General features: G+C 71.4%; 18 protein-coding genes. 8 read left to right on the top strand and 10 right to left on the bottom strand.

The genetic code is table 11. The features are described 5' to 3' along the window. Positions 1-48: 48 nt before the first annotated feature. The 6 genes from E8M80_RS14070 to E8M80_RS14045 are packed head-to-tail and all read left to right on the top strand — an operon-like array spanning position 49 to position 6,076. Positions 49-1,170, top strand: coding sequence for an ABC transporter ATP-binding protein (locus E8M80_RS14070; protein WP_137126334.1), 1,122 nt, complete (start codon positions 49-51; stop codon positions 1,168-1,170). After that, positions 1,167-2,186, top strand: a complete 1,020-nt coding sequence (locus tag E8M80_RS14065) for an extracellular solute-binding protein (protein ID WP_137126333.1) — start codon at positions 1,167-1,169, stop codon at positions 2,184-2,186. Before E8M80_RS14070 ends, E8M80_RS14065 begins: the two co-directional genes overlap by 4 nt. Before the next feature lie 3 nt (positions 2,187-2,189). Beyond that, positions 2,190-3,020, top strand: coding sequence for an ABC transporter permease (locus E8M80_RS14060; protein WP_137126332.1), 831 nt, complete (start codon positions 2,190-2,192; stop codon positions 3,018-3,020). Further along, entirely contained in the window at positions 3,013-3,831 is an 819-nt protein-coding gene (locus tag E8M80_RS14055; protein ID WP_137126331.1) for an ABC transporter permease, read from the top strand. The genes E8M80_RS14060 and E8M80_RS14055 overlap by 8 nt, the downstream gene beginning before the upstream one ends. 31 nt (positions 3,832-3,862) lie before the next feature. Further along, a complete protein-coding gene (locus E8M80_RS14050) occupies positions 3,863-4,777 on the top strand; it encodes a polysaccharide deacetylase family protein (RefSeq protein ID WP_206035637.1) in 915 nt (304 codons plus the stop codon). Between the two features lie 18 nt (positions 4,778-4,795). Next, positions 4,796-6,076 (top strand): hydantoinase/carbamoylase family amidase, encoded by a 1,281-nt coding sequence (locus tag E8M80_RS14045; RefSeq protein ID WP_137126330.1) that lies wholly within the window; start codon positions 4,796-4,798, stop codon positions 6,074-6,076. Between the two features lie 159 nt (positions 6,077-6,235). On the opposite strand, the gene E8M80_RS14040 is transcribed toward E8M80_RS14045, so the two are convergent. The 7 genes from E8M80_RS14040 to E8M80_RS14015 all read right to left on the bottom strand — a co-directional run bounded on the left by E8M80_RS14040 (position 6,236) and on the right by E8M80_RS14015 (position 12,321). Next, positions 6,236-7,117 carry a polysaccharide deacetylase family protein gene (locus E8M80_RS14040; RefSeq protein ID WP_137126329.1) on the bottom strand — a complete coding sequence of 294 codons (882 nt, stop codon included), beginning with the start codon at positions 7,115-7,117 and terminating at the stop codon, positions 6,236-6,238. A 1-nt stretch (position 7,118) separates the two neighbouring features. Continuing rightward, on the bottom strand, positions 7,119-7,892 hold the full coding sequence (locus E8M80_RS14035; protein WP_137126328.1) for an ABC transporter ATP-binding protein: 774 nt from the start codon (positions 7,890-7,892) through the stop codon (positions 7,119-7,121). After that, positions 7,885-8,733 (bottom strand): ABC transporter permease, encoded by an 849-nt coding sequence (locus E8M80_RS14030; RefSeq protein WP_137126327.1) that lies wholly within the window; start codon positions 8,731-8,733, stop codon positions 7,885-7,887. The genes E8M80_RS14035 and E8M80_RS14030 overlap by 8 nt, the downstream gene beginning before the upstream one ends. 10 nt (positions 8,734-8,743) lie before the next feature. Continuing rightward, a complete protein-coding gene (locus E8M80_RS14025) occupies positions 8,744-9,694 on the bottom strand; it encodes an ABC transporter substrate-binding protein (RefSeq protein ID WP_137126326.1) in 951 nt (316 codons plus the stop codon). A gap of 15 nt (positions 9,695-9,709) precedes the next feature. Next, entirely contained in the window at positions 9,710-10,114 is a 405-nt protein-coding gene (locus tag E8M80_RS26645) for an amidase (RefSeq protein ID WP_240790034.1), read from the bottom strand. Further along, positions 10,111-11,463 carry an allophanate hydrolase gene (locus E8M80_RS14020; RefSeq protein WP_240790033.1) on the bottom strand — a complete coding sequence of 451 codons (1,353 nt, stop codon included), beginning with the start codon at positions 11,461-11,463 and terminating at the stop codon, positions 10,111-10,113. The genes E8M80_RS26645 and E8M80_RS14020 overlap by 4 nt, the downstream gene beginning before the upstream one ends. A 117-nt stretch (positions 11,464-11,580) precedes the next feature. Then, positions 11,581-12,321, bottom strand: coding sequence for a GntR family transcriptional regulator (locus E8M80_RS14015; protein WP_137126325.1), 741 nt, complete (start codon positions 12,319-12,321; stop codon positions 11,581-11,583). A gap of 100 nt (positions 12,322-12,421) precedes the next feature. Between E8M80_RS14015 and E8M80_RS14010 the strand changes: the two genes are divergently transcribed. Both E8M80_RS14010 and E8M80_RS14005 read left to right on the top strand, forming a co-directional pair. Next, entirely contained in the window at positions 12,422-12,766 is a 345-nt protein-coding gene (locus tag E8M80_RS14010; RefSeq protein WP_240790032.1) for a metalloregulator ArsR/SmtB family transcription factor, read from the top strand. A 521-nt stretch (positions 12,767-13,287) separates the two neighbouring features. After that, entirely contained in the window at positions 13,288-13,815 is a 528-nt protein-coding gene (locus E8M80_RS14005) for a rhodanese family protein (RefSeq protein WP_137126324.1), read from the top strand. Between the two features lie 549 nt (positions 13,816-14,364). Here the strand turns inward: E8M80_RS14005 and E8M80_RS14000 are convergent. From E8M80_RS14000 to E8M80_RS13990, 3 genes are read right to left on the bottom strand one after another with little or no spacing between them, the layout of a single operon-like run. After that, positions 14,365-15,600: a DUF2254 domain-containing protein gene (locus E8M80_RS14000; RefSeq protein WP_137126323.1), complete on the bottom strand. Its 1,236-nt coding sequence runs from the start codon at positions 15,598-15,600 to the stop codon at positions 14,365-14,367. Further along, the gene (locus E8M80_RS13995) at positions 15,585-16,469 is read right to left on the bottom strand and encodes a bile acid:sodium symporter family protein (protein WP_137126322.1); all 885 of its coding nucleotides are present in this window, start codon (positions 16,467-16,469) and stop codon (positions 15,585-15,587) included. Before E8M80_RS13995 ends, E8M80_RS14000 begins: the two co-directional genes overlap by 16 nt. A gap of 9 nt (positions 16,470-16,478) precedes the next feature. Next, positions 16,479-18,200: an FAD-dependent oxidoreductase gene (locus E8M80_RS13990; RefSeq protein ID WP_137126321.1), complete on the bottom strand. Its 1,722-nt coding sequence runs from the start codon at positions 18,198-18,200 to the stop codon at positions 16,479-16,481. Positions 18,201-18,257 lie beyond the last annotated feature (57 nt).

Raw genomic sequence — 18,257 nt, 5'->3', positions numbered from 1 at the left:
AGATCCTCGCCATGACGCCCATGGCACGGGCATTGCGTAACGGGGCGGATGCTGGATCATCCGCAGCCTGAGGAGACGAAGCCGGACCGCGATGCGCGCCCGCGCGGGCACCGCCTCGACATCGATGGCGTGCGCGTGCGCTACGGGCAGACGGTCGCCGTGCGCGACGTGACGCTGAGTGTCGAGCCGGGCGAGATGGTCGCGCTGCTCGGCCCCTCGGGCTGCGGCAAGACGACGCTGCTGCGCACGGTCGCGGGCTTCATCCGCGCCGAGGCCGGGCGCGTCCTGGTCGATGGCGCGGCGATCGACCGGCTGCCGCCCGGCCGGCGCGGCGTCGGCATCGTGTTCCAGTCCTATGCGCTGTTCCCGCACATGAGCGCGGCCGAGAACGTCGCCTATGGCCTTGAGGCGCGCCGCCTGCCGAAGGCCGTGGTGGTCCGAAAGGTCGAGGCCGCGCTGGCTGCCGTGCGCATGGAGGGCTTCGCGGAGCGCCGCCCGCGCGCGCTTTCGGGCGGGCAGCAGCAGCGCGTGGCGCTGGCGCGCGCGCTGGCGATCGAGCCCTCCATCCTGCTGCTCGACGAGCCCTTCGCCGCGCTCGACCGCGCGCTGCGGCTGGATCTGCAGCTCGAGATCAAGCGCATCCAGCGCCGCTTCGGCGTCACCGCCGTGCTGGTCACGCACGACCAGGACGAGGCGATGTCGATGTCCGACCGCATGGCCGTGATGAATGCCGGGCGCGTCGAGCAGGTGGCGCCGCCGGCCGAGGTCTATGACCGCCCGGCCACCGCCTTCGTCGCCGGCTTCGTCGGCACCACCAACCGCCTGCCCGGCCGGATCGAGGCGCGGGACGGCGCGGGCTATCGCATCCGCCTCGATGCCGGCGCGACGGTCGCGGTCGAGAGCGCGCGCGGCTTCGACACCGGCGCGCGCGTCGTGGTCTGCGCCAGGCCCGAGCAGCTTGCGCTGACCGAGGCGGCCGAGGGCTTTCCCGCGCGGCTGCGGCAGTCCCTGCCGCTCGGCCCCGCGCTGATCCACGACATCGAATGCGGCGCCCTGGAGCTGAAGCTCCACGCCGCCCGGCACGGCGCGCCGCCGGCGCCCGGGCCGGTGCGCATCGGGCTGCTGCCCGGCGCCACCCCCGCCTTGTTCCCCGAAGGAGAGACCACATGACCGCACTCAGCCGCCGCCACCTCCTCGGCGCCGCCATGGCCGGCGCCGCCCTGCCCTGGAACGCCGCGCAGGCGCAGGCCGCCATGACCGCCGCCGTCTATCCCGGCGGCTGGGACGAGGCTCTGCGCGCCGTGCTCGCCCCCCGCCTGCGGGAGGCACACAACATCAACGTGGCCTTCGAGCCGCTGTTCGCCGTCGACCAGATCGCCAAGGCGCGCGCGGCACGCGGCAATCCGCCCTTCGATGTCTTCGTGCTCGACCCCGGCCCGCGCGTCTCGGGCATCGACCTCGGCCTGTTCGAGGCCTTCGATCCGACCAAGCTCTCGAACCGGGCCCAGCTGCCCAACGGCTATTCGGATGCGCATGGCGCGGCGGTGGCGGCGCAGGTGGTGGGCATCGCGTACAACCCGACCAAGGTCGCGAAGCCGAAGGGCTGGGCCGACCTGTTCAAGCCCGAATACGCCTCGAAGCTCGGCCTGACGGGCTTCCAGACAACCTTCGGCACGATCTCTCTGATCGAGATGGCGGAGGTCTTCGGCGGGTCCGAGACCAATGTCGAGCCGCTGTTCGCCGAACTGCGCAAGATCAAGGACCAGGTCGCGGCCGTCGCCGCCCCGGCCGCGATGCCGGGCCTGTTCCAGCAGGGCCAGATCGACCTGATGTACACCAACACCTACACGGTGACGCTGCTGCGCTCCCGCGGGGTGAACATCGACTTCGCGGTGCCCGAGACGGGCGCCGCGGCCTTCGTGACGACGATGCACATCGCCAAGGGCAGCCGGAACCTCGACAGCGCCTACAAGTACATCGACACCATGATCTCGCAGCCCGTGCAGACGACGCTGGCGGCCGAGCCCTTCTTCTTCGTGCCGGTGAACACCGGCGTCACGCCCGGCGCCGACGTGCCGATGCGCTCGATCAGCGAGATCACGAACTTCGTCTCGCATGACTGGACCAAGATCAATCCGCTGCGGGCGCAGTGGATCGCGCGCTTCAACCGCGAGATGGCGCGCTGAGGCATGGCGGAGGGCGGCATCTGGCGCCTCGCGCTGCCACTTGCGGTGGCGCAGATGCTGTTCTTCGCGGCGCCGCTTCTCCTGCTGGCCGCGACCTCGGTCGCGACCGACGAGAACCTGCGCGACTGGAGCCTGCGCGCCTGGCGGGACACGCTGGGCGACGGGTTCCACATCGAATCCGTGCTGAACACGCTGCGCCTCGGCGCACTGACGGTGCTGGCGACCGCGCTGCTCGCCGTGCCGCTGGCGCTCGTGCACCTGGTGGCGGGGCCGGCGCTGCGCCGCGTCATCCTGATCGCGGCGGTGCTGCCGCTGCTGACCTCGGTCGTGGTGCGCACCTTCGCCTGGATCGTGATCCTGGGGCGGGAGGGGGTGATCAACGCGACGCTGATCGGCATGGGCGTGGTCACGGCACCCGTGCCGTTGCTGCAGACCGAGCACGGGCTGATCATCGCGCTGACGCAGATAGAAATGCCGCTGATGCTGCTGCCCCTGCTGGCGGCGCTGGCGCGCATCGACCCGGCGCTGCTCGATGCCTCCGCCTCGCTCGGCGGCTCGCTCGCCCGCACGCTGTGGAAGGTGGTGCTGCCGATGGCGCTGCCGGGCCTGATCGCGGGGGCGACGCTCGTCTTCGCGAGCGCGTCGACGGCCTTCATCTCCCAGGGCGTGATCGGCGGCGGGCGGCTCAACTACCTGCCGGCGCTGGTCTGGCAGAATGCGATGGTGGTGTTCGACTGGCCGCTCGCCGCCGCCATGGCGATCACGCTGATGGGCTCGGTGCTGATGGTGGCGGGCGCGCTGTCGCTGCTCGGGCAGAGGGCCTCCCATGCATAGGTTCACGGGCGCCGACCGTGCGCTGGCGCTGCTCATCCTGGCCCTGGCCGGGGTCGGGTTCCTGATCCTGGTCGGGCCGGTGGTGGTGGTGCTGGTGACCTCATTCACCTCCTCCCGCGCGCTGCAGTTCCCGCCGCCCGGCTTCACGCTGCAATGGTACCGCGACCTGTTCGACGCCGAGCGTTCCGCCCAGATCCATGTCGCGGCGGGCAATTCCCTGCTGGTCGCGGTGCTGACGGCGGTGGTCGCGACCTCGCTTTCGACCGCAGCGGCCCTCGCGATCGCGCGGTCGCGCGCGACCTGGTCGAAGGTGGCCGAGGGCGCCTTCATGGCGCCGCTGGTGCTGCCGGGGATCGCCTTCGGGCTCGCGGCGCTGATGTTCTTCTCCTGGCTGCGGCAGCCGCCTTCCCTGGCGCTGCTGGTGGCGGGGCATGCGATGATCGCGGCCCCCTTCGCGCTGCGGACCGTCGGCGCGAGCGCCGCGGGGCTCGACCCGGCGCTGCTGGAATCGAGCGCGGCGCTCGGCGCCGGGCCCTGGCGCACCTTCCGCCGCGTGACGCTGCCGCTGATCATGCCGGGCGTTGCGGCGGGCGCGTTCCTCGCGTTCGTCTCCTCGCTCGACAACGTGCCGGTGTCGCTGTTCCTGTCCTCGGCGCAGACCGACATGCTGCCGATCCGCCTCTGGGGCATGATGGAGACGGCGCTCGACGTGCGCGTCGCCGCGGCCTCGGGCGTGCTGGTCGCGCTCGCCTTCGTCCTGCTGCTGGCGATGGACCGTGCGGTCGGCCTTGCGCGGCGCATGAGCGGCTAGCACCATCCTGCCGCATCCACGGAGCGAGACCATGCCCTACGAGGTGACGCGCGACTTCATCGGCTACGGCGCCAATCCGCCGGACCCGCAGTGGCCGGGCGGCGCCAAGGTCGCGGTGAACTTCGTGATGAACTACGAGGAAGGCTCCGAGCCGTCCTTCGAACTCGGCGACGGCGTCACCGAGAACGGGCTGACCGAGGCGCACGGCCTGAACCAGGTGAAGTCCGGTCGCGACCTCGCCGCCGAGGGGATGTTCGAATTCGGGTCGCGCGTCGGTGTCTGGCGCTTGATGCGCCTGTTCCAGGAACGTGGCCTTCCGATGACCGTGTTCGGCTGCGCGCTCGCGCTTGAGCGCAACCCCGAGGCCGCCGCTGCCATCCGCGCCGCCGGCTACGACGTGTGTTCCCATGGCTGGCGCTGGGTGAAGCATTTCGAGCTGAGCGAGGCGGAGGAGCGCGAGCACATCGCAAAGGCGGTCCTCAGCCTCGAGAAGACCGTCGGCCACCGCCCGGACGGCTGGTACTGCCGCTACGGACCTTCGGTGAACACGCGCCGCCTGGTCGCCGAGCATGGCGGCTTCCTCTACGACAGCGACTACTACGGCGACGAACTGCCCTTCTACGTGAAGGTGGAGGGCAGCCCGCACCTGGTCGTGCCCTATTCCCTGGTGAACAACGACGGGAAATACGCCGGCTGGATGGGCACATCCGACCAGTGGTTCTCCTTCGTCCGGGACGCCTTCGACATGCTGTACGACGAAGGGGCGAAGGGGCGGCCGAAGATGATGTCGATCGGGCTGCACATGCGACTCATCGGCCATCCGGCCCGCGCCATGGGGCTGCAGCGCCTGCTCGACCATATCGGCAGCCGGCGTGACGTGTGGGTGGCGCGGCGGGTCGACATCGCGCGGCACTGGCTGAAGGTGCATCCGCCGGCGGCGGGCTGAAGCCGCGGGCTGTACGGCATGCGAAGCCTGCCCGACCACGCCCTGGCCACGGGGCTCGACCTCGCCCGCGACCTGTTCGAGCGGCTGCGGGCCGCAAGCCTCGACCCGCCGGGCGTGACGCGCGCCTCCTACGGCGCGGGGGAGCGCGCGGCGCATGCGATCGTGGCGGATGCCGCGCGCGGCCTCGGGCTCGAGGTCTCGGCGGATGCGATCGGCACGCTGCACATGCGCCTGCCCGGGCGCGACCGCGCCATGCCCGCCGTCGCCATGGGCTCGCACCTCGACAGCGTGCCGCATGGCGGGAACTTCGACGGCGCGGCGGGCGTCGTGCTCGGCCTCGCCGTCGCGGCGGCGCTGCGGGCGGGTGGCCTCGCGCCGCGGCGCGACCTGCTGGTCCTCGGCATCCGGGCGGAGGAGATGTGCTGGTTCCCCGCGCATTACCTCGGCAGCCGCGCGCTGTTCGGCCTGCTGCCGCGCGAGGCGCCGGACATGCTGCGCCGTGCCGATACCGGCCGTACGCTCGCCGAACACATGGTCGACGAAGGCTTCGACCCGGCGCCGATCCGCGAGGGGCGCGCGCTGCTCGACCCCGACAGCCTCGCCTGCTTCATCGAGCCGCATATCGAGCAGGGCCCGGTGCTGGTGGAGGAGGCGCTGCCGATCGCCATCGTCAGCGGCATCCGCGGCAGCCTGCGCTACCCCCGCGCCGTCGCGCACGGCGCCCATGCCCATGCCGGGGCCGTGCCGCGCACCCACCGGCGCGACGCCGCGATGGCCGCGGTCATGTTGCTCGCCGCGCTGGATGCGCGCTGGGCGATGCTGGAGGACGGCGGCGCCGACCTCGTCTGCACCACCGGAATCCTCGCGACCGACCCCGAGCACCATGCGCCCACCAAGGTGCCGGGCACGCTTCGCTTCAGCCTCGACATCCGGAGCGAGGATGCGGCGCTGCTGGCGGAGCTCGACCGCTGGCTGGCGCTGGAGGCGCTGCGCATCGGCGGCGCGCGCGGCGTCGCCTTCGACCTCGGCCCGCCGACCCATGCGGCGCCGGCGCCGATGGACGAGGCGCTGCGCGCGCTGCTGATGCGCGCGGCGGGCACGGCCGGCGTGCCGGTGCGCGAAATGGCCTCCGGCGCCGGGCACGATTGCGCGACCTTCGCGGGGCTCGGCGTGCCTTCGGCGATGCTGTTCCTGCGCAACGCTAACGGCAGCCACAATCCGGAGGAGGCGCTCGACATGGCGGATGTCGGCGCCGCGCTCGCGGTGCTGGCGCCGACGGTGGCGTCGCTGCTGGATTGACGGTGGTAACGTAGAGGTGGGGGGAGAAGGGAACTTCTCCCCCCACACCCCCCTCAACCTTCTTTGGCATTTGGCGCCCGGCCTCACAGGACAAGCACCAAACGACAAGGAAGGGAGGGGGCTCGGGGGAGGTTCCCCTCCCCCCACCTTTCACCCGCCTCAGGCCGTATCGCCGCTCCCGAGGTACCACGCCGCGATCGCATCGCCCTGCAGGAAGGCGATCCGCGGATCGGCGGCCAACTCGTCGAACAGTGTCTCGAGCGCATCGATGCGGTGCGGCACGCCGGTGATGTAGGGGTGGATCGCGATGCACATCACCTTCACGCCGGCCGCTGCCTCGGCTTCGCGCAGCAGGCGCGCGGCCTGCAGGCGGGCACGGCGGGGCAGTTCCTGCTCGTCGTGGTGCTGGATCATCACCACCGGGATGTCGTTCAGCTCCACGCTGTAGGGCATGGCGAGCATCTCGCCATGCGCGGTGGCGATGCGTGCGGGCAGGTCGTCCACCACGAAGTCGCCGGTCCAGCGGATGCCGGCCTCGGCCAGCAGGTCCGGCGTCTCGGCGGTTTCCGTCAGGCCGGGGCCGAGCCAGCCGGTGCAGGGCCGCCCCGTGAAGTCCAGGATGGCCTGCGCCGTACGTCCGATCATCCCGCGCTGGTCCTCTACGCGATGCGTCGGCACCTGGTGCCAGCCATGGCCCATGAATTCCCAGCCCGCGTCGCGCGCCGCGGCGGCCACGCGCGGATAGGCGCCGATGACGCTGCCGTTGACCGACAGCGTCGGGCGGATGGACAGGCGTTCGAACAGCGCGTGGAAGCGCCAGAAGCCGACGCGCATCCCGTATTCGTGCCAGGCCCAGTTCGGCACGTCCGGCTGCAGCGCGGCGCCGGTGGGCGCGACCAGCACCTGGCGCGGCATCGGGTTCTCGATCAGCCAGGTCTCGACGTTCACGACCGGCCAGACGATGAGGCGCGCGCCGGCTGGCCCTTCGTGGCGCGGGCGATCGGCGGGCGCGGCGTAGCGCAGGCGCTCGACCGGGTGCATCTCAGGCCGCCTGGCGCGCGTGGTGGCTGTGCAGGCGCGCGGAGAGGTCGCGCCGCACCTCGTTGAATTCCGGCGACGCGACGTCGCGCGGGCGGGGCAGTTTGATGGCGTGCTCGCTCGCGATCCGCCCCGGTCCTGGTTCCATGACCACGACACGGTCGGCGAGGAAGATCGCCTCCTCGATCGAGTGGGTGACGAACAGCACGGTCAGCTTCGTGCGCTGCCAGATGTCGAGCAATTCGTCCTGCAGCCGTTCGCGCGTCATGGCGTCGAGCGCGCCGAAGGGCTCGTCCATCAGCACCATCTCGGCGTCGTTCGCGAGCACGCGCGCGATCGCCACGCGCTGCTTCATGCCGCCCGAGAGCTGGTGCGGATAGGCGTCCGCGAAGCGCGCGAGGCCGACCATGGCCACGAAGCGCTCGACGGTATCGCGCACCTCCTTCTTCGGCAGCCCGCGGGAGGAAGGGCCGAAGCCGATGTTCTGGCGGACCGTGAGCCACGGGAACAATCCGTAGTCCTGGAAGACCATGCCGCGGTCGGGTGCGGGGCCGCCGACCGGCTTGTCCCACATCAGCGCCTGGCCGGCCGAGGGCGGCTCGAAGCCGGCCACGATGCGCAGCAGCGTCGACTTGCCGCAGCCCGAGGCGCCGATCAGGCAGACGAACTCGCCCTTGCGGACCGTGAGGCTCGCGTCGCGCAGCGCCTCGATCTTCTGGCCGTTCAGCGCATAGGTCTTGCCGACGCCGCGCAGGTCGAGGATCGGCAGTTCAGCCATGATGCGACGGGCTCCAACGCAGCAGGCGGTTCATGGCCATCACGACGATGCGATCCGAGACGAAGCCCGCGATGCCGATGACGATCATGCCGCAGATGACGAGCTCGGTGCGGCTCAACGTGCGCCCGTCCATGATGACGGCGCCGAGGCCCTGGGGCACGCCCGTCATCTCGCCCACCACGATGACGAACCAGGCGAGCCCGAGGCCGAGCCTGAGCCCCGTGAAGATCGAGGGCAGCGCGGCCGGCAGCACGACCTTGAAGAACTGCGCCGACGGCGAGCAGCCGAGCATGGACGCGGCCTCGAACAGCCGCTTCTCGACGCTGCGCACGCCGAACACCGTGTTCAGCAGGATGGGATAGAAGGCGCCCAGGAACACCAGAAAGAAGGCCGAGCGCGGCCCGAGCCCGAACAGGATCATCGACAGCGGCAGCCAAGCCGTGACCGGGATCGGCCGCATCAGCTGCAGGAAGGGGTCGAGCAGCGCGCGGATCGTGTCGTTCCGCCCGATCAGGATGCCGAGCGGGACGGCCACCAGCGCCGCCAGCGCGAAGCCGCCATAGACCCTCGACATGGAGGCCAGCAGGTGGATGTGCAGCGTCGCCGAGAAGGCATCGTCCCAGATGCCGCCCCAGGCGAAGTCCACCATGTATTCGGCGACCTCGGCCGGGGAGGGGATGAGCATCGTCATCCCCGCCGCGACCGCCCAGTGCCAGAAGCCCAGCAGCAGCAACGGCACGATGAGCGCCAGCACGGTGCCCCGCAGCCTCTGCCAGAGGCCGCCCGGCGGCGCCGCGGCGATGGCCTCGGGCGGGGCGGCCGTGGTGGTGGTGGCGCTCATCCGCCGGGCCTCAGGCCGTCGCGACGTCGTTCGAGAAGCGCGGGTTCAGCAGCTTGTCGAAGTCCGGCAGGCGGCGGATCTGGCGCAGCTCCAGCATCTGCTGCGCGTAGGTGCGCGCCTGGCCCAGCACGGTGTCGTCGAGCTTCCAGGTGTATTCGACGTTGTCGGCGCCAAGCGCCTGGTCCACCGCCGCGCGCGGCGCGCCCAGGATACGCACGGTCGCCTCGGCGACCTCCGCCTTGTTCGCCATCATGTGCTCGGTGGCGCGGCGGTGGATGGTCAGCATGGTGCGGACCAGCGCCGGGTCCTGGTCGATCATGGCCTGGGAGGTGCCGAAGATCATGTTCAGGCCGCCCATCGCGGTGCCGTAGGGGTATTCGACCAGCTGCCCGACACCGGAGGAGATGGACAGGCCCGGCCCCGGCTCGGCGCCGACATAGGCGTCGATGTCGCCGCGGGCGAGCATGGCGTGCATCTCGCCGAAGGGCACGCGCACGGCGGTGATGTCGCGGATCGTCATGCCCGTCATGCGCAGGCGCTCGAGAATGAAGACCTCCTGCGTCGAGCCCGGCCAGATGCCGACGCGCTTGCCGCGCAGCCCGGCGATGTCGCGGATGTCCGAGCCCGCCTTGGCGATCACCCCCATGCCGCGGTTGCAGAAGGCGCCGACCACGACGACCGGCTCGCCCGCTGCGGCGCCTAGCGTCGCGGCCGCGATGCCGAAGCCGCCGAAGCCGACGCTGCCGGTGACGACAGCGTTCTTGCCGTCCGTCGGGCTGTCGAAGGTGATGACCTCGATGGTCATGCCGGCGGGCGCGAAGCGCTGGTAGAAATGCGGCGTCATCGAATGGATCAGGCGGAGCGAGCCCATCTTCACCGTGCGCGCGGCCTGGGCGTTGGCGACATGCGGCGCGACCAGCGGGATGGCGGCGGCGGCGAGAAGGTGGCGGCGGCGGATCATCGGCGTTCTCCTTGTTCAGGCGGGGGTGGGGAGGGCAGCGGCGGCGAGGAAGCCGCGCCATCCGCCGTGGCGGGTGATGTCGAGCGCGTCCGCCAGGCCCTCGGGCTCCACGAGGAAGCCCTTGGGCGTCGTGCCGTCATCGAGCAGCAGCGTGCCGATGCAGAGCGGCGCGGGGATGCCGGCCACGAAGCGGCCGAAGCCGTCCTCGGGCAGGGCCCAGACCTCGGCCGCGACCGCGGCGCCGGCATCGGGCGCCACGCGCAGCAGCCCCGGCCGGCGCGGCGGACCGCCGGCCAGCGCGAACAGGCGGTAGCAGGGCCGCGTCGTGGCGGCGCGCAGGAAGGTGCCGCCCTGCGCGACCAGCTCCGCGTTCAGGGGCAGCCCGGTCATGTGGGCGCCGACGACGACGATCTCGATCATGCGGCCGCGGCCTTTCCCGAAGCCGCGGCGCGCGCGGCGAAGTCCATGCCGAGCGCGGCGAGCGCCGCATCCGACCCGCGCGGCCCGATCAGCGTGATGCCGGCCGGCAGCCCGTCGGGCCGCGCCCGACCGGGCAGGGCGAGTGCCGCGAGATCGAGCAGGTTGACGAAGTTCGTGTAGGTGCCGAGGCGCGCATTGGGACCGAAGGGGTCCGCCGCCAGCGCGGCCAACGTCGGGAAGCAGGGTACGGACGGCACGGCCAGCACGTCGAAGTGCGCGAAGAAATCCTCGGCGGCGCGGCGGTGGTCCTGCAGCGCGTAGAGCCCGCGGAAGGCGTCGACCGCGGTGAAGCGTACGGCGCCGGCCAGGATCGACTCGGTGACCGGGTGCAGCGCGCCGGGATGGGCGGCGGCGAAGTCGCCGAAGGCCGCGGCGCGCTCGGCGACCCAGGGGCCGTCATATAGCAGCCGCGCGGCGTCGAGCAGCGCCGCGATGGGCGCCGCCGTCGCGCCGGGCAGCAAGACGGCGGCCGCATCCCAGGCGGCGCGGGCGGGGGCCTCGTCCAGGTGCAGGTCGGCCGGCGCGGGCAGCGCGATGCGGGTGAGCAGGGCGCCCGGCTCGGCCCAGGCGATCGGGCGGCTGAAGGGATCGGCGCGGTCCTCCCCCGCGATCGCCCGGAAGCCGGCCCAGGCATCCTCGACCGAGGTCGCGAAGACCGAGACGACGTCGAGGCTGCGGCAGGCCGGCACGACGCCGCGCGTGGAGACGGCGCCGACCGAGGGCTTCAGCCCGACGATGCCGTTCAGCGCCGCCGGCACGCGGCCGGAGCCCGCCGTGTCGGTACCGAGTGCCAGCGCCGCGATGCCGCGCGCCACCGCGACCGCGGAGCCCGAGGATGAGCCGCCCGGTACGCGATCCGGCGCCACGGCGTTGCGCGGCACCGGATAGGGCGTGCGCACGCCGACAAGCCCGGTGGCGAACTGGTCGAGGTTGGTCTTGCCGAGGATGAGCGCGCCCGCCGTGCGCAGCCTCGCGACGGCGGCCGCGTCCTCGGCCGGCACATGGGCGAAGGCGGGGCAGGCGGCGGTCATGGGCCGGCCGGCGACGGCGATGTTGTCCTTCACCGCGACGGGCAGGCCCCAGAGCGGGTACCGCGCCGGGTCGAAGGGCGGCAGGGTGGCGGCCTCGGCGGCCAGCGCCGCGACAGGCATGAGGTCGAGGAAGATGCCCGGGTCATCGGCCGCGGCGGCGCGGCGCAGAGCCTCGGCCGCGACAGCGGCTGCCGGCGTTCCGGCGGCATAGGCGGCGTGCAGCGCGGCGCGCGTGAAGGGGAGCCCGGCGAGATCCATCGACTGGCGCCAAGCAATCCACGTGCCGCCCGGCGCGTGAGGAAGCCTCGTTAATTGTATGCAGTCCTGCATACAATTGCGGCGTCCGCGACGGCAGGATGCCCGCCGCGGAGGCTCTCAGCCCAGCAGGGTCGGCGGCTGTCCGGCCATCATCCCCCAGGCGCCTTCCGTCGCCGCCAGGTGCGCCCGCACCGCCGCCGCGGCCGCAGGCGCATCGCCGGCGAGGATCGCCGCGACGATGGCCCCGTGCTCCGCATGCGAGGCGGCGAGCCGGTCGCGACCCCCGAGCTGCGCTGCGCGGAAGGGTGCCAGGCGCTGCCGCGTCGTCCCCGCGAGTTGCGCGAGATAGGCATTGCCGGCGCCGGCATAGAGCGCCTCATGGAAGGCGACGTTTGCGTCGCGGTAGGCGGACAGGTCGCCCGCCGCGGCCATGCGCCCCATCGCCGCGTGCCGCGCCTTCAGGCTCAGCCGCGCCGCCCGCCCCATGCCACGGGCACAGAGCCGGGCGCAGATCGCCTCGAGTTCCGCCATGGCCTCGAACATCTCGGCCAGGCGCCGCGGATCCGGTCGGGCGACGACGGCGCCGCGGCGCGGGCGCTGCTCCACGAGGCCGGTGGCCGCGAGCAGTCGCAGCGCCTCCCGCACCGGGGTGCGCGAGACGCCGTGGGCGGCGGCCAGGCGTTCCTCCTCCAGTGCCGTGCCCGGGGCAAGGCGGCCGGCGGCGATCGATTCGGCCAGCGCCGCGGCGAGCGCGCCGGCGCGGGTCGGGCGCGCGCCCGCGGCCGCCTCGCGGGTGGCAGGGTTCGGCGGCAGGATATCAGGCCCTGGCCTCGGCAGGCGCGCGGGAGATTTCGGCATCGCGGGGGTCAGTCGATCCTTCGGCGCTTGATATTCATGCCGGACCAAATACATCAGACGCGTCAGATGCAATCGACGTACCGCTATCCCGGAGGCGCCCGTGCAGATTTCTCCCGCCGCGACTGCTGCCAAGACGGTCGCCGGCGCTTCCTCCATGGAGGAACACGCCGCGGCTGCGGCTGCCGTCCTGCGCCTCCTCGCGAGTGAGCGCCGCCTCATCGTGCTTTGCACCCTGATCGTCGAGGGCGAAGCGCCGGTCGGACGGCTGGCCGACCGCGCCGGGCTGTCGCAGCCTGCCATGTCGCAGCACCTGGCGAAGCTCAGGGACGAAGGCCTGGTCGCCACCCGCCGCGCGGGCACGACCATCCACTATCGGATCTCGGACCCGCGCGTCGCGACCATCATGGCGACGCTGCAGGAGATTTTCTGCCCGACCGAGAGCTGAGCCCCGCCGGCGCGACCCCGGCGCCGGAGATTCCGGTGCCGGCTGGCCGGTCCATCGCCCACCGATGCCGTGGCCGCCTTTGCGCGCGGCAGGTTCAGGTCGCCCGGCCTGCACGCCCGTCGCCCGATCGACCCGGCGTCGGCCGGGACGGCTGCGATGGCGGAATCTCAGGTCTCTCCTTGACCTGTATATCCATAAAAGCTAATATTCAAAAGCTGTACCACGATGGTGCCTGTCGGGCTTCTTCGAAGGCGGGCGCGGGCATGTTCGTTCTGCGCGGCGATGGGTGCGGCGCGCTGCCGCTTCCCGTGTCGCTGCAGCGCAGGCGGTTTCGGTCGATGGGGCCGTGGGGGGTCTTGGCCTGTCGCACCCCACCCTGTCGCCGGACCTTCGGTGCCTGCGCGCCGAAAGGCCCAAGGCCATGCGCCGCGCCGGCATCACGACCGGCCACCCATCGCGGACGGCGGCATGGCGCAGGCCGTCGTCTGTGCCATCTCGATCGAGGACCCGGTGACCCGACCATGACCCTTCCCACGATCTCCCCCGACCGCGCCGCCGCGATGCTCCGCGCAGGCGAGGCGCTTCTCGTCGACCTGCGCGAGGCGGATGAGCGCGCGCGAAGCCACATCCCCGGTTCCGCCCACCTGCCGCTCTCGCGCCTCGCCGAGGCGGAACTGGCCGTCCAGCAGGGACAGCCCGTGCTGTTCCACTGCGCCTCCGGCGCGCGGACGGCGCAGGCGGCGGACCGGCTCGCCGCACGCGCGGGCGGCGCCGAGGCCTTCATCCTCGAGGGCGGCCTCGCGGCCTGGAAGCGTGCCGGCTTGCCGGTCTCCGAGGACCGGCGCGCGCCGCTGCCGCTGATGCGCCAGGTGCAGATCGCCGCTGGATCCCTCGTGCTGGCCGGCGTGCTTCTCGGCGCCCTGGTCGCGCCGGCCTTCCATGCGCTGTCCGCCTTCGTCGGCGCAGGACTGGTCTTCGCGGGCGTCAGCGGCTTCTGCGGCATGGCGAACCTGCTGGCGCTGATGCCCTGGAACAGGCGCACGGCCTGATACCTGGCGGCCTCGAACCGGGATGTGGGTAAAGGACCGGGGGGAGAGGGGAACTTCTCCCCCCGGCCCCCCCTCGACCTTCTTTGGCGCCTGGGAACTGCCCTTCGATGTCAGGTTCCAAGTGGCAAGGAAGGGAGGGGGTGCGCGGGCATGGATCCACTTATGCCTGGACTTAAGCCTTTCTGGCCTGCCTCGAGCCATATCGCCGCCTCAGAGCGGAGAAGCGCAAGATGATCCCAAGATCTGACGATCACGATCCGATCGCCGCCGCATGCCGGTCTCGCCTCGGCGCCCTTGAGTCGATGGGTCAACTCGTCACCGCTGCAGTGGTGGGAAGCGGGGAATGGAAGTCTCTGGCAGGGAGAACGCAGGAAAGCCCAAATTTCCAATCGATTTCTGACTGAATGCCCAGCCCTCTGCTTGCCTGCCGCCGGTGACCCGACGAACCGCGTCACTGCCGGAACGGCCGGCTCCGACGATGAGCCCGCTCCCGCATGAGCGCCGAGGCTATGCAGCACGTGAGTTTTGTCCGCCGCTCCCTCCCGTGAACTACCGGGTCAGCCCAAGCCCTTGCGGATCTTCCTGCCGGGCCGCGTGGCGATCCTGCTCGTCGAAGGTGGACCGCTCAATCGCCGCATCGATATGCGTCACGTAGCGTCGGACCTCCTCCGCACGGGTATCACCGTCGAGTAGCTCCTCGAGGCCGCGCAGCGCGGAACGCAACCGTCGCAGGACCTGCACGGAGGTCGCGCCGAAGACGCGGATCTCGTCGAAGGCGAGGGAGAGGTAGTCGCCCCATTTCGACGTGGGAAAGGTGAGTCGCAGCGCGCCCTCCCCATCCGCCACGCGCCCGATATCCAGCGGCCGGCGGGCCAGGTGCCGCAACAGGTCCTCGATCTGATCCAGCGCCTGCACCGCCGTGGTTGGATCGTTGATCGCCGGCGAGAGCGCCTTGATCGCGATGTCGACCAGCAGACGCAGTGGATACTTCGGGTCCTGTTCGAAAGTGCGATCGTTCCCGAGACGCACGGCGCGCAGCAGTTCCGCGTCCTGGAGCCCTCCGGTGCCACCCCGCACGCGCAGCACCACGGATCCGTCCAGCACCATGTCGCCGACGGCGGCCTCCATGTCGATCACCGCACCTGCGCGGCGGGCGAGGGCGACCAGCGCCGGGATGTCATAGGACTGGACATAGCGCGGTGGTCCCTGGTGCCGCAGCTTCTGCACAACCGAATCGGCCGTTGCGGTGTCGGCGACCGCCGCCGCGCGCGCCCCGCCGGCGACGATGGTCTGCCGGATCACATCCCGCCCCTGGTCGCCGATGAAGCGCAGCGTGTTGGTGATCTGCAGGTCGCCGAGGCGGCGCATCAGCAATCCGAACACCAGCAGGCTCGCAAACAGCAGGACGACCGCGCCAATGGCGGAAAGTGTCGGGACGCCCACCTCGCCTGCCCGATCCACCCAGAAGGTCGTGGCAAGCGCGTAGGTGAAGGTCGCGAAGAAGATGCCGAGCGCGTGGAAGAGCACCGGGTCGCGTGCGAAGCGCGACGCGAAGCGTGGCGAGTAGGTGATGGCGCTGAACTGCAGCATCACGAAGGCGATGGAGAAGACGATACCCGTCAGTGCCATCATTCCCGAGGAGATCGCCGAGAGCGCCGCCAGTACCGCCGACGACGAGACACCCAGATCGAACGATGCCGCATAGGCATTCTCGAGCCGCGGCAACACGAGACCGCATGCGATGCTCGCTACGGTGTAGGCGATCGGTATCAGCCAGACGGGCATGCTGTCTCTCCCCCCACGGCCGCGCGCTGCACGTCCCGTGCGAACCACTTCGCGGCGAGCAGGCCGCAGGCGATCTGCACCGGCACGCCCAGCGCCACCATGACGATCACGCCATCATCCACGCCGGGCGCCGAGAGCAGCGGCGCCATGGCGGCGCCCACGTTGCGCGTGCAGAGCCCGAGCCCGAGCACGCTCCGTCGTTGCGGTCGGAGTCCACGCGCAAGGCCATAGCTCGCCGCCGTCATGATCGTGAGGAACAGAACCTGGGAGCCGACCGCGAAACTCCCGAAGGCGGCGACGAACCCACGCCCGAACATCACCCCGCAGAGCACCAGAAGGACCACGGCTGCCCCCGTCGCCACGGACTTGACGCGGGGTCGTGCGGTCTCCGCGACATGCGGTGCGAAACGGAACACGGCCATGCCGAGAGCGAGCGGCACCAGAACCATGACCAACAGCGGACGCGCGATGGCCCAGGCGTCGACGGAAAGCCCGGTGGCCAGCAACGGCACCGCCATGGGCATCAGCACCAGGGTGCCGACCGCAGCCAGCAGCATCATCGCCGGCACATAGGCGACGTCGCCCTGCGCGCGCGTCACCATGACCGGAACGAAGGGTGCGCAGGGCGCGAGGCCGAGCAGCATCAGCCCCAGCGCATGCGGCGGGGAGAGCGGCAGCAACTGCGCCATGCCCCAGGCGAGGCCGGGCCCGATCACGAAGCCGAATCCGACGCCGTAAGCAAGGAAGCGACGATCGCGCAGACCCGAGAGCGCGTCCCGCAAGCGCAGCCCGAGCCCCATCTCCATCAGCGAGCCCGCCATGAAGACGAGCAGCGACAGCTTCAGCGCGAGCAGCGGGGGGTCGCTCACCGGCGGGCGTCAGTCGAGGGCATGACCTAGCCCCTCGGGGCCTGGTTCGAGCACGGCGCGCGAGAGCATGCCGCCCGATAGCGTCCGCGCGCGGAAGCCGTTCTGCAGCAGCATCCGCGTCGCGTAGTAGGCGCGCTGGCCGGAGCGGCAGATGACCTGGATCTCGCGGTCCCGGGGCAGGTCCGCAAGCCGGTCGCGCAACTGGCCGAGCGGAATGTGGAGCGCGCCGGGCACGCTCTCCACCGCCAGTTCCGGCGCCTCCCGCACGTCGAGCAGCAAACCGTCGCCGCGCGCGCCCCAATGCACGACCGGCACGTCGCCGCCGAGGATGCCGCGCGCCATCATTCCCGCAAAGTTCAGCGGGTCCTTGGCGCTGCCGAATTGCGGCGCATAGCAGAGCTCGCTCTCGGCCAGGTCGTCGATCGTGGCACCCATCTGGATCGCCATCGCGAGGGCACTGATGCGCTTGTCCGCTCCCGCCGCGTCGCGGCTCAGCGCCTGGCCGCCGAGCACCTTCCCGTCCGAACGGCGGAACAGCACCTTCATCGCGATCGGCCGCGCCCCCGGGTAATAGCCGGCATGCGAGTTCGGATAGAGATAGACCTTCTCGAAATCCGTCATGCCGAGCCGCAGCAGCGTCCTCTCGCTGGCACCCGTCCAGGCCGCGGCGGCACCGAACAGTCCGATGATCGCGGTGCCCTGGGTGCCGCGGTAGCGGGAATCGCGTCCGGCGATCACGTCGGCCGCGATGCGCCCCTGCCGGTTCGCGGGACCAGCCAATGCGACGAGGCCCCATTCCCCGGTGACGGCGTCGCGCACCTCGACCGCGTCGCCCACGGCGAAGATGTCGGGATCGCTGGTGCGCATCCTGTCGTCCACACGGATGCCTCCGAGGGCACCGATCTCGAGCCCTGCGCTGCGCGCCAGCGCCGCGTCGGGCCGCACGCCGAGCGCAAGGATCACGACGTCGGCCGGATAGTCCCTCCCCGCGCGCGTCGAGACCTTGAGCCTGCCACCCTCCGCCTGGCTGAACCCCGCCACACCGTCGCCGAGCGCCAGCGTGACGCCGTTCATGGCAAGATGGCCCTCGACCAGGCGGGCGAATTCGCGGTCGAGCGGCGCCAGGACCTGATCCGCCATCTCGACCAACGTGACCTCGAAGCCGCGGTGGCGCAGGTTCTCGGCAGTCTCCAGCCCGATGAAGCCGCCGCCCACCACGACCGCGCGCAGCGCCGGCCGCAGCATCTGGATGCCGGAATAGTTGTTCATCCCGGCGAGGAACTCGGTGCCGCGCTCGACCCAGGCACGGATGGCCCGCGCATCGGGCACGGTGCGCACCTCGAAGATGCCGGACAGGTCGATGCCGGGCAGCTTCGGGCGGATCGAGGCGCCACCGGGAGAGAGCACGAGACTGTCATACGATTCCGCCGTGACCGCGCCGGTCGCGGTGTCGCGCAGCGCGATGGTCTTCGCGCGCCGGTCGATCGAGACCGCCTCGCAGTTGGTGCGCACGTCGATGGCGAAGGTCTCGCGGAAGGTGCGCTCGGTCGCGACCATCAGGCTCCGCTCCTGCTCGATCACGCCGCCGACGTGGTAGGGAAGGCCGCAATTGGCATAGGAGACGTAGGGGCCGCGCTCGACCATCACGATCTCGGCCGTCTCATCGAGCCGGCGCAGCCGCGCCGCGCAGGATGCCCCACCCGCCACGCCGCCGACGATGACCACCTTCATGTGCGCGTTTCCTTGCTCGACCCTGTTCATCGCGCGAAGCGTGCCGGGAAAGCGTTG

The sequence above is a fragment of the Roseomonas sp. HF4 genome, assembly GCF_005222755.1.
Lineage (GTDB): Bacteria > Pseudomonadota > Alphaproteobacteria > Acetobacterales > Acetobacteraceae > Neoroseomonas.
The sequence above is the reverse complement of the archived record's forward strand: the minus strand, read 5'-3'. Positions and strand labels throughout refer to the sequence as shown.

Coding starts and splice junctions, on each gene's coding strand:
- E8M80_RS14025 (WP_137126326.1), bottom strand. CDS start 9,694: ATGATCCGCCGCCGCCACCTTCTCGCCGCCGCCGCCATCCCGCTGGTC.
- E8M80_RS14020 (WP_240790033.1), bottom strand. CDS start 11,463: ATGGATCTCGCCGGGCTCCCCTTCACGCGCGCCGCGCTGCACGCCGCC.
- E8M80_RS14070 (WP_137126334.1), top strand. CDS start 49: ATGCTGGATCATCCGCAGCCTGAGGAGACGAAGCCGGACCGCGATGCG.
- E8M80_RS14045 (WP_137126330.1), top strand. CDS start 4,796: ATGCGAAGCCTGCCCGACCACGCCCTGGCCACGGGGCTCGACCTCGCC.
- E8M80_RS14055 (WP_137126331.1), top strand. CDS start 3,013: ATGCATAGGTTCACGGGCGCCGACCGTGCGCTGGCGCTGCTCATCCTG.
- E8M80_RS13990 (WP_137126321.1), bottom strand. CDS start 18,200: ATGAAGGTGGTCATCGTCGGCGGCGTGGCGGGTGGGGCATCCTGCGCG.
- E8M80_RS26645 (WP_240790034.1), bottom strand. CDS start 10,114: ATGATCGAGATCGTCGTCGTCGGCGCCCACATGACCGGGCTGCCCCTG.
- E8M80_RS14030 (WP_137126327.1), bottom strand. CDS start 8,733: ATGAGCGCCACCACCACCACGGCCGCCCCGCCCGAGGCCATCGCCGCG.
- E8M80_RS14040 (WP_137126329.1), bottom strand. CDS start 7,117: ATGCACCCGGTCGAGCGCCTGCGCTACGCCGCGCCCGCCGATCGCCCG.
- E8M80_RS14000 (WP_137126323.1), bottom strand. CDS start 15,600: ATGCCCGTCTGGCTGATACCGATCGCCTACACCGTAGCGAGCATCGCA.
- E8M80_RS14035 (WP_137126328.1), bottom strand. CDS start 7,892: ATGGCTGAACTGCCGATCCTCGACCTGCGCGGCGTCGGCAAGACCTAT.
- E8M80_RS14050 (WP_206035637.1), top strand. CDS start 3,863: ATGCCCTACGAGGTGACGCGCGACTTCATCGGCTACGGCGCCAATCCG.
- E8M80_RS14015 (WP_137126325.1), bottom strand. CDS start 12,321: ATGCCGAAATCTCCCGCGCGCCTGCCGAGGCCAGGGCCTGATATCCTG.
- E8M80_RS14060 (WP_137126332.1), top strand. CDS start 2,190: ATGGCGGAGGGCGGCATCTGGCGCCTCGCGCTGCCACTTGCGGTGGCG.
- E8M80_RS14065 (WP_137126333.1), top strand. CDS start 1,167: ATGACCGCACTCAGCCGCCGCCACCTCCTCGGCGCCGCCATGGCCGGC.
- E8M80_RS14005 (WP_137126324.1), top strand. CDS start 13,288: ATGACCCTTCCCACGATCTCCCCCGACCGCGCCGCCGCGATGCTCCGC.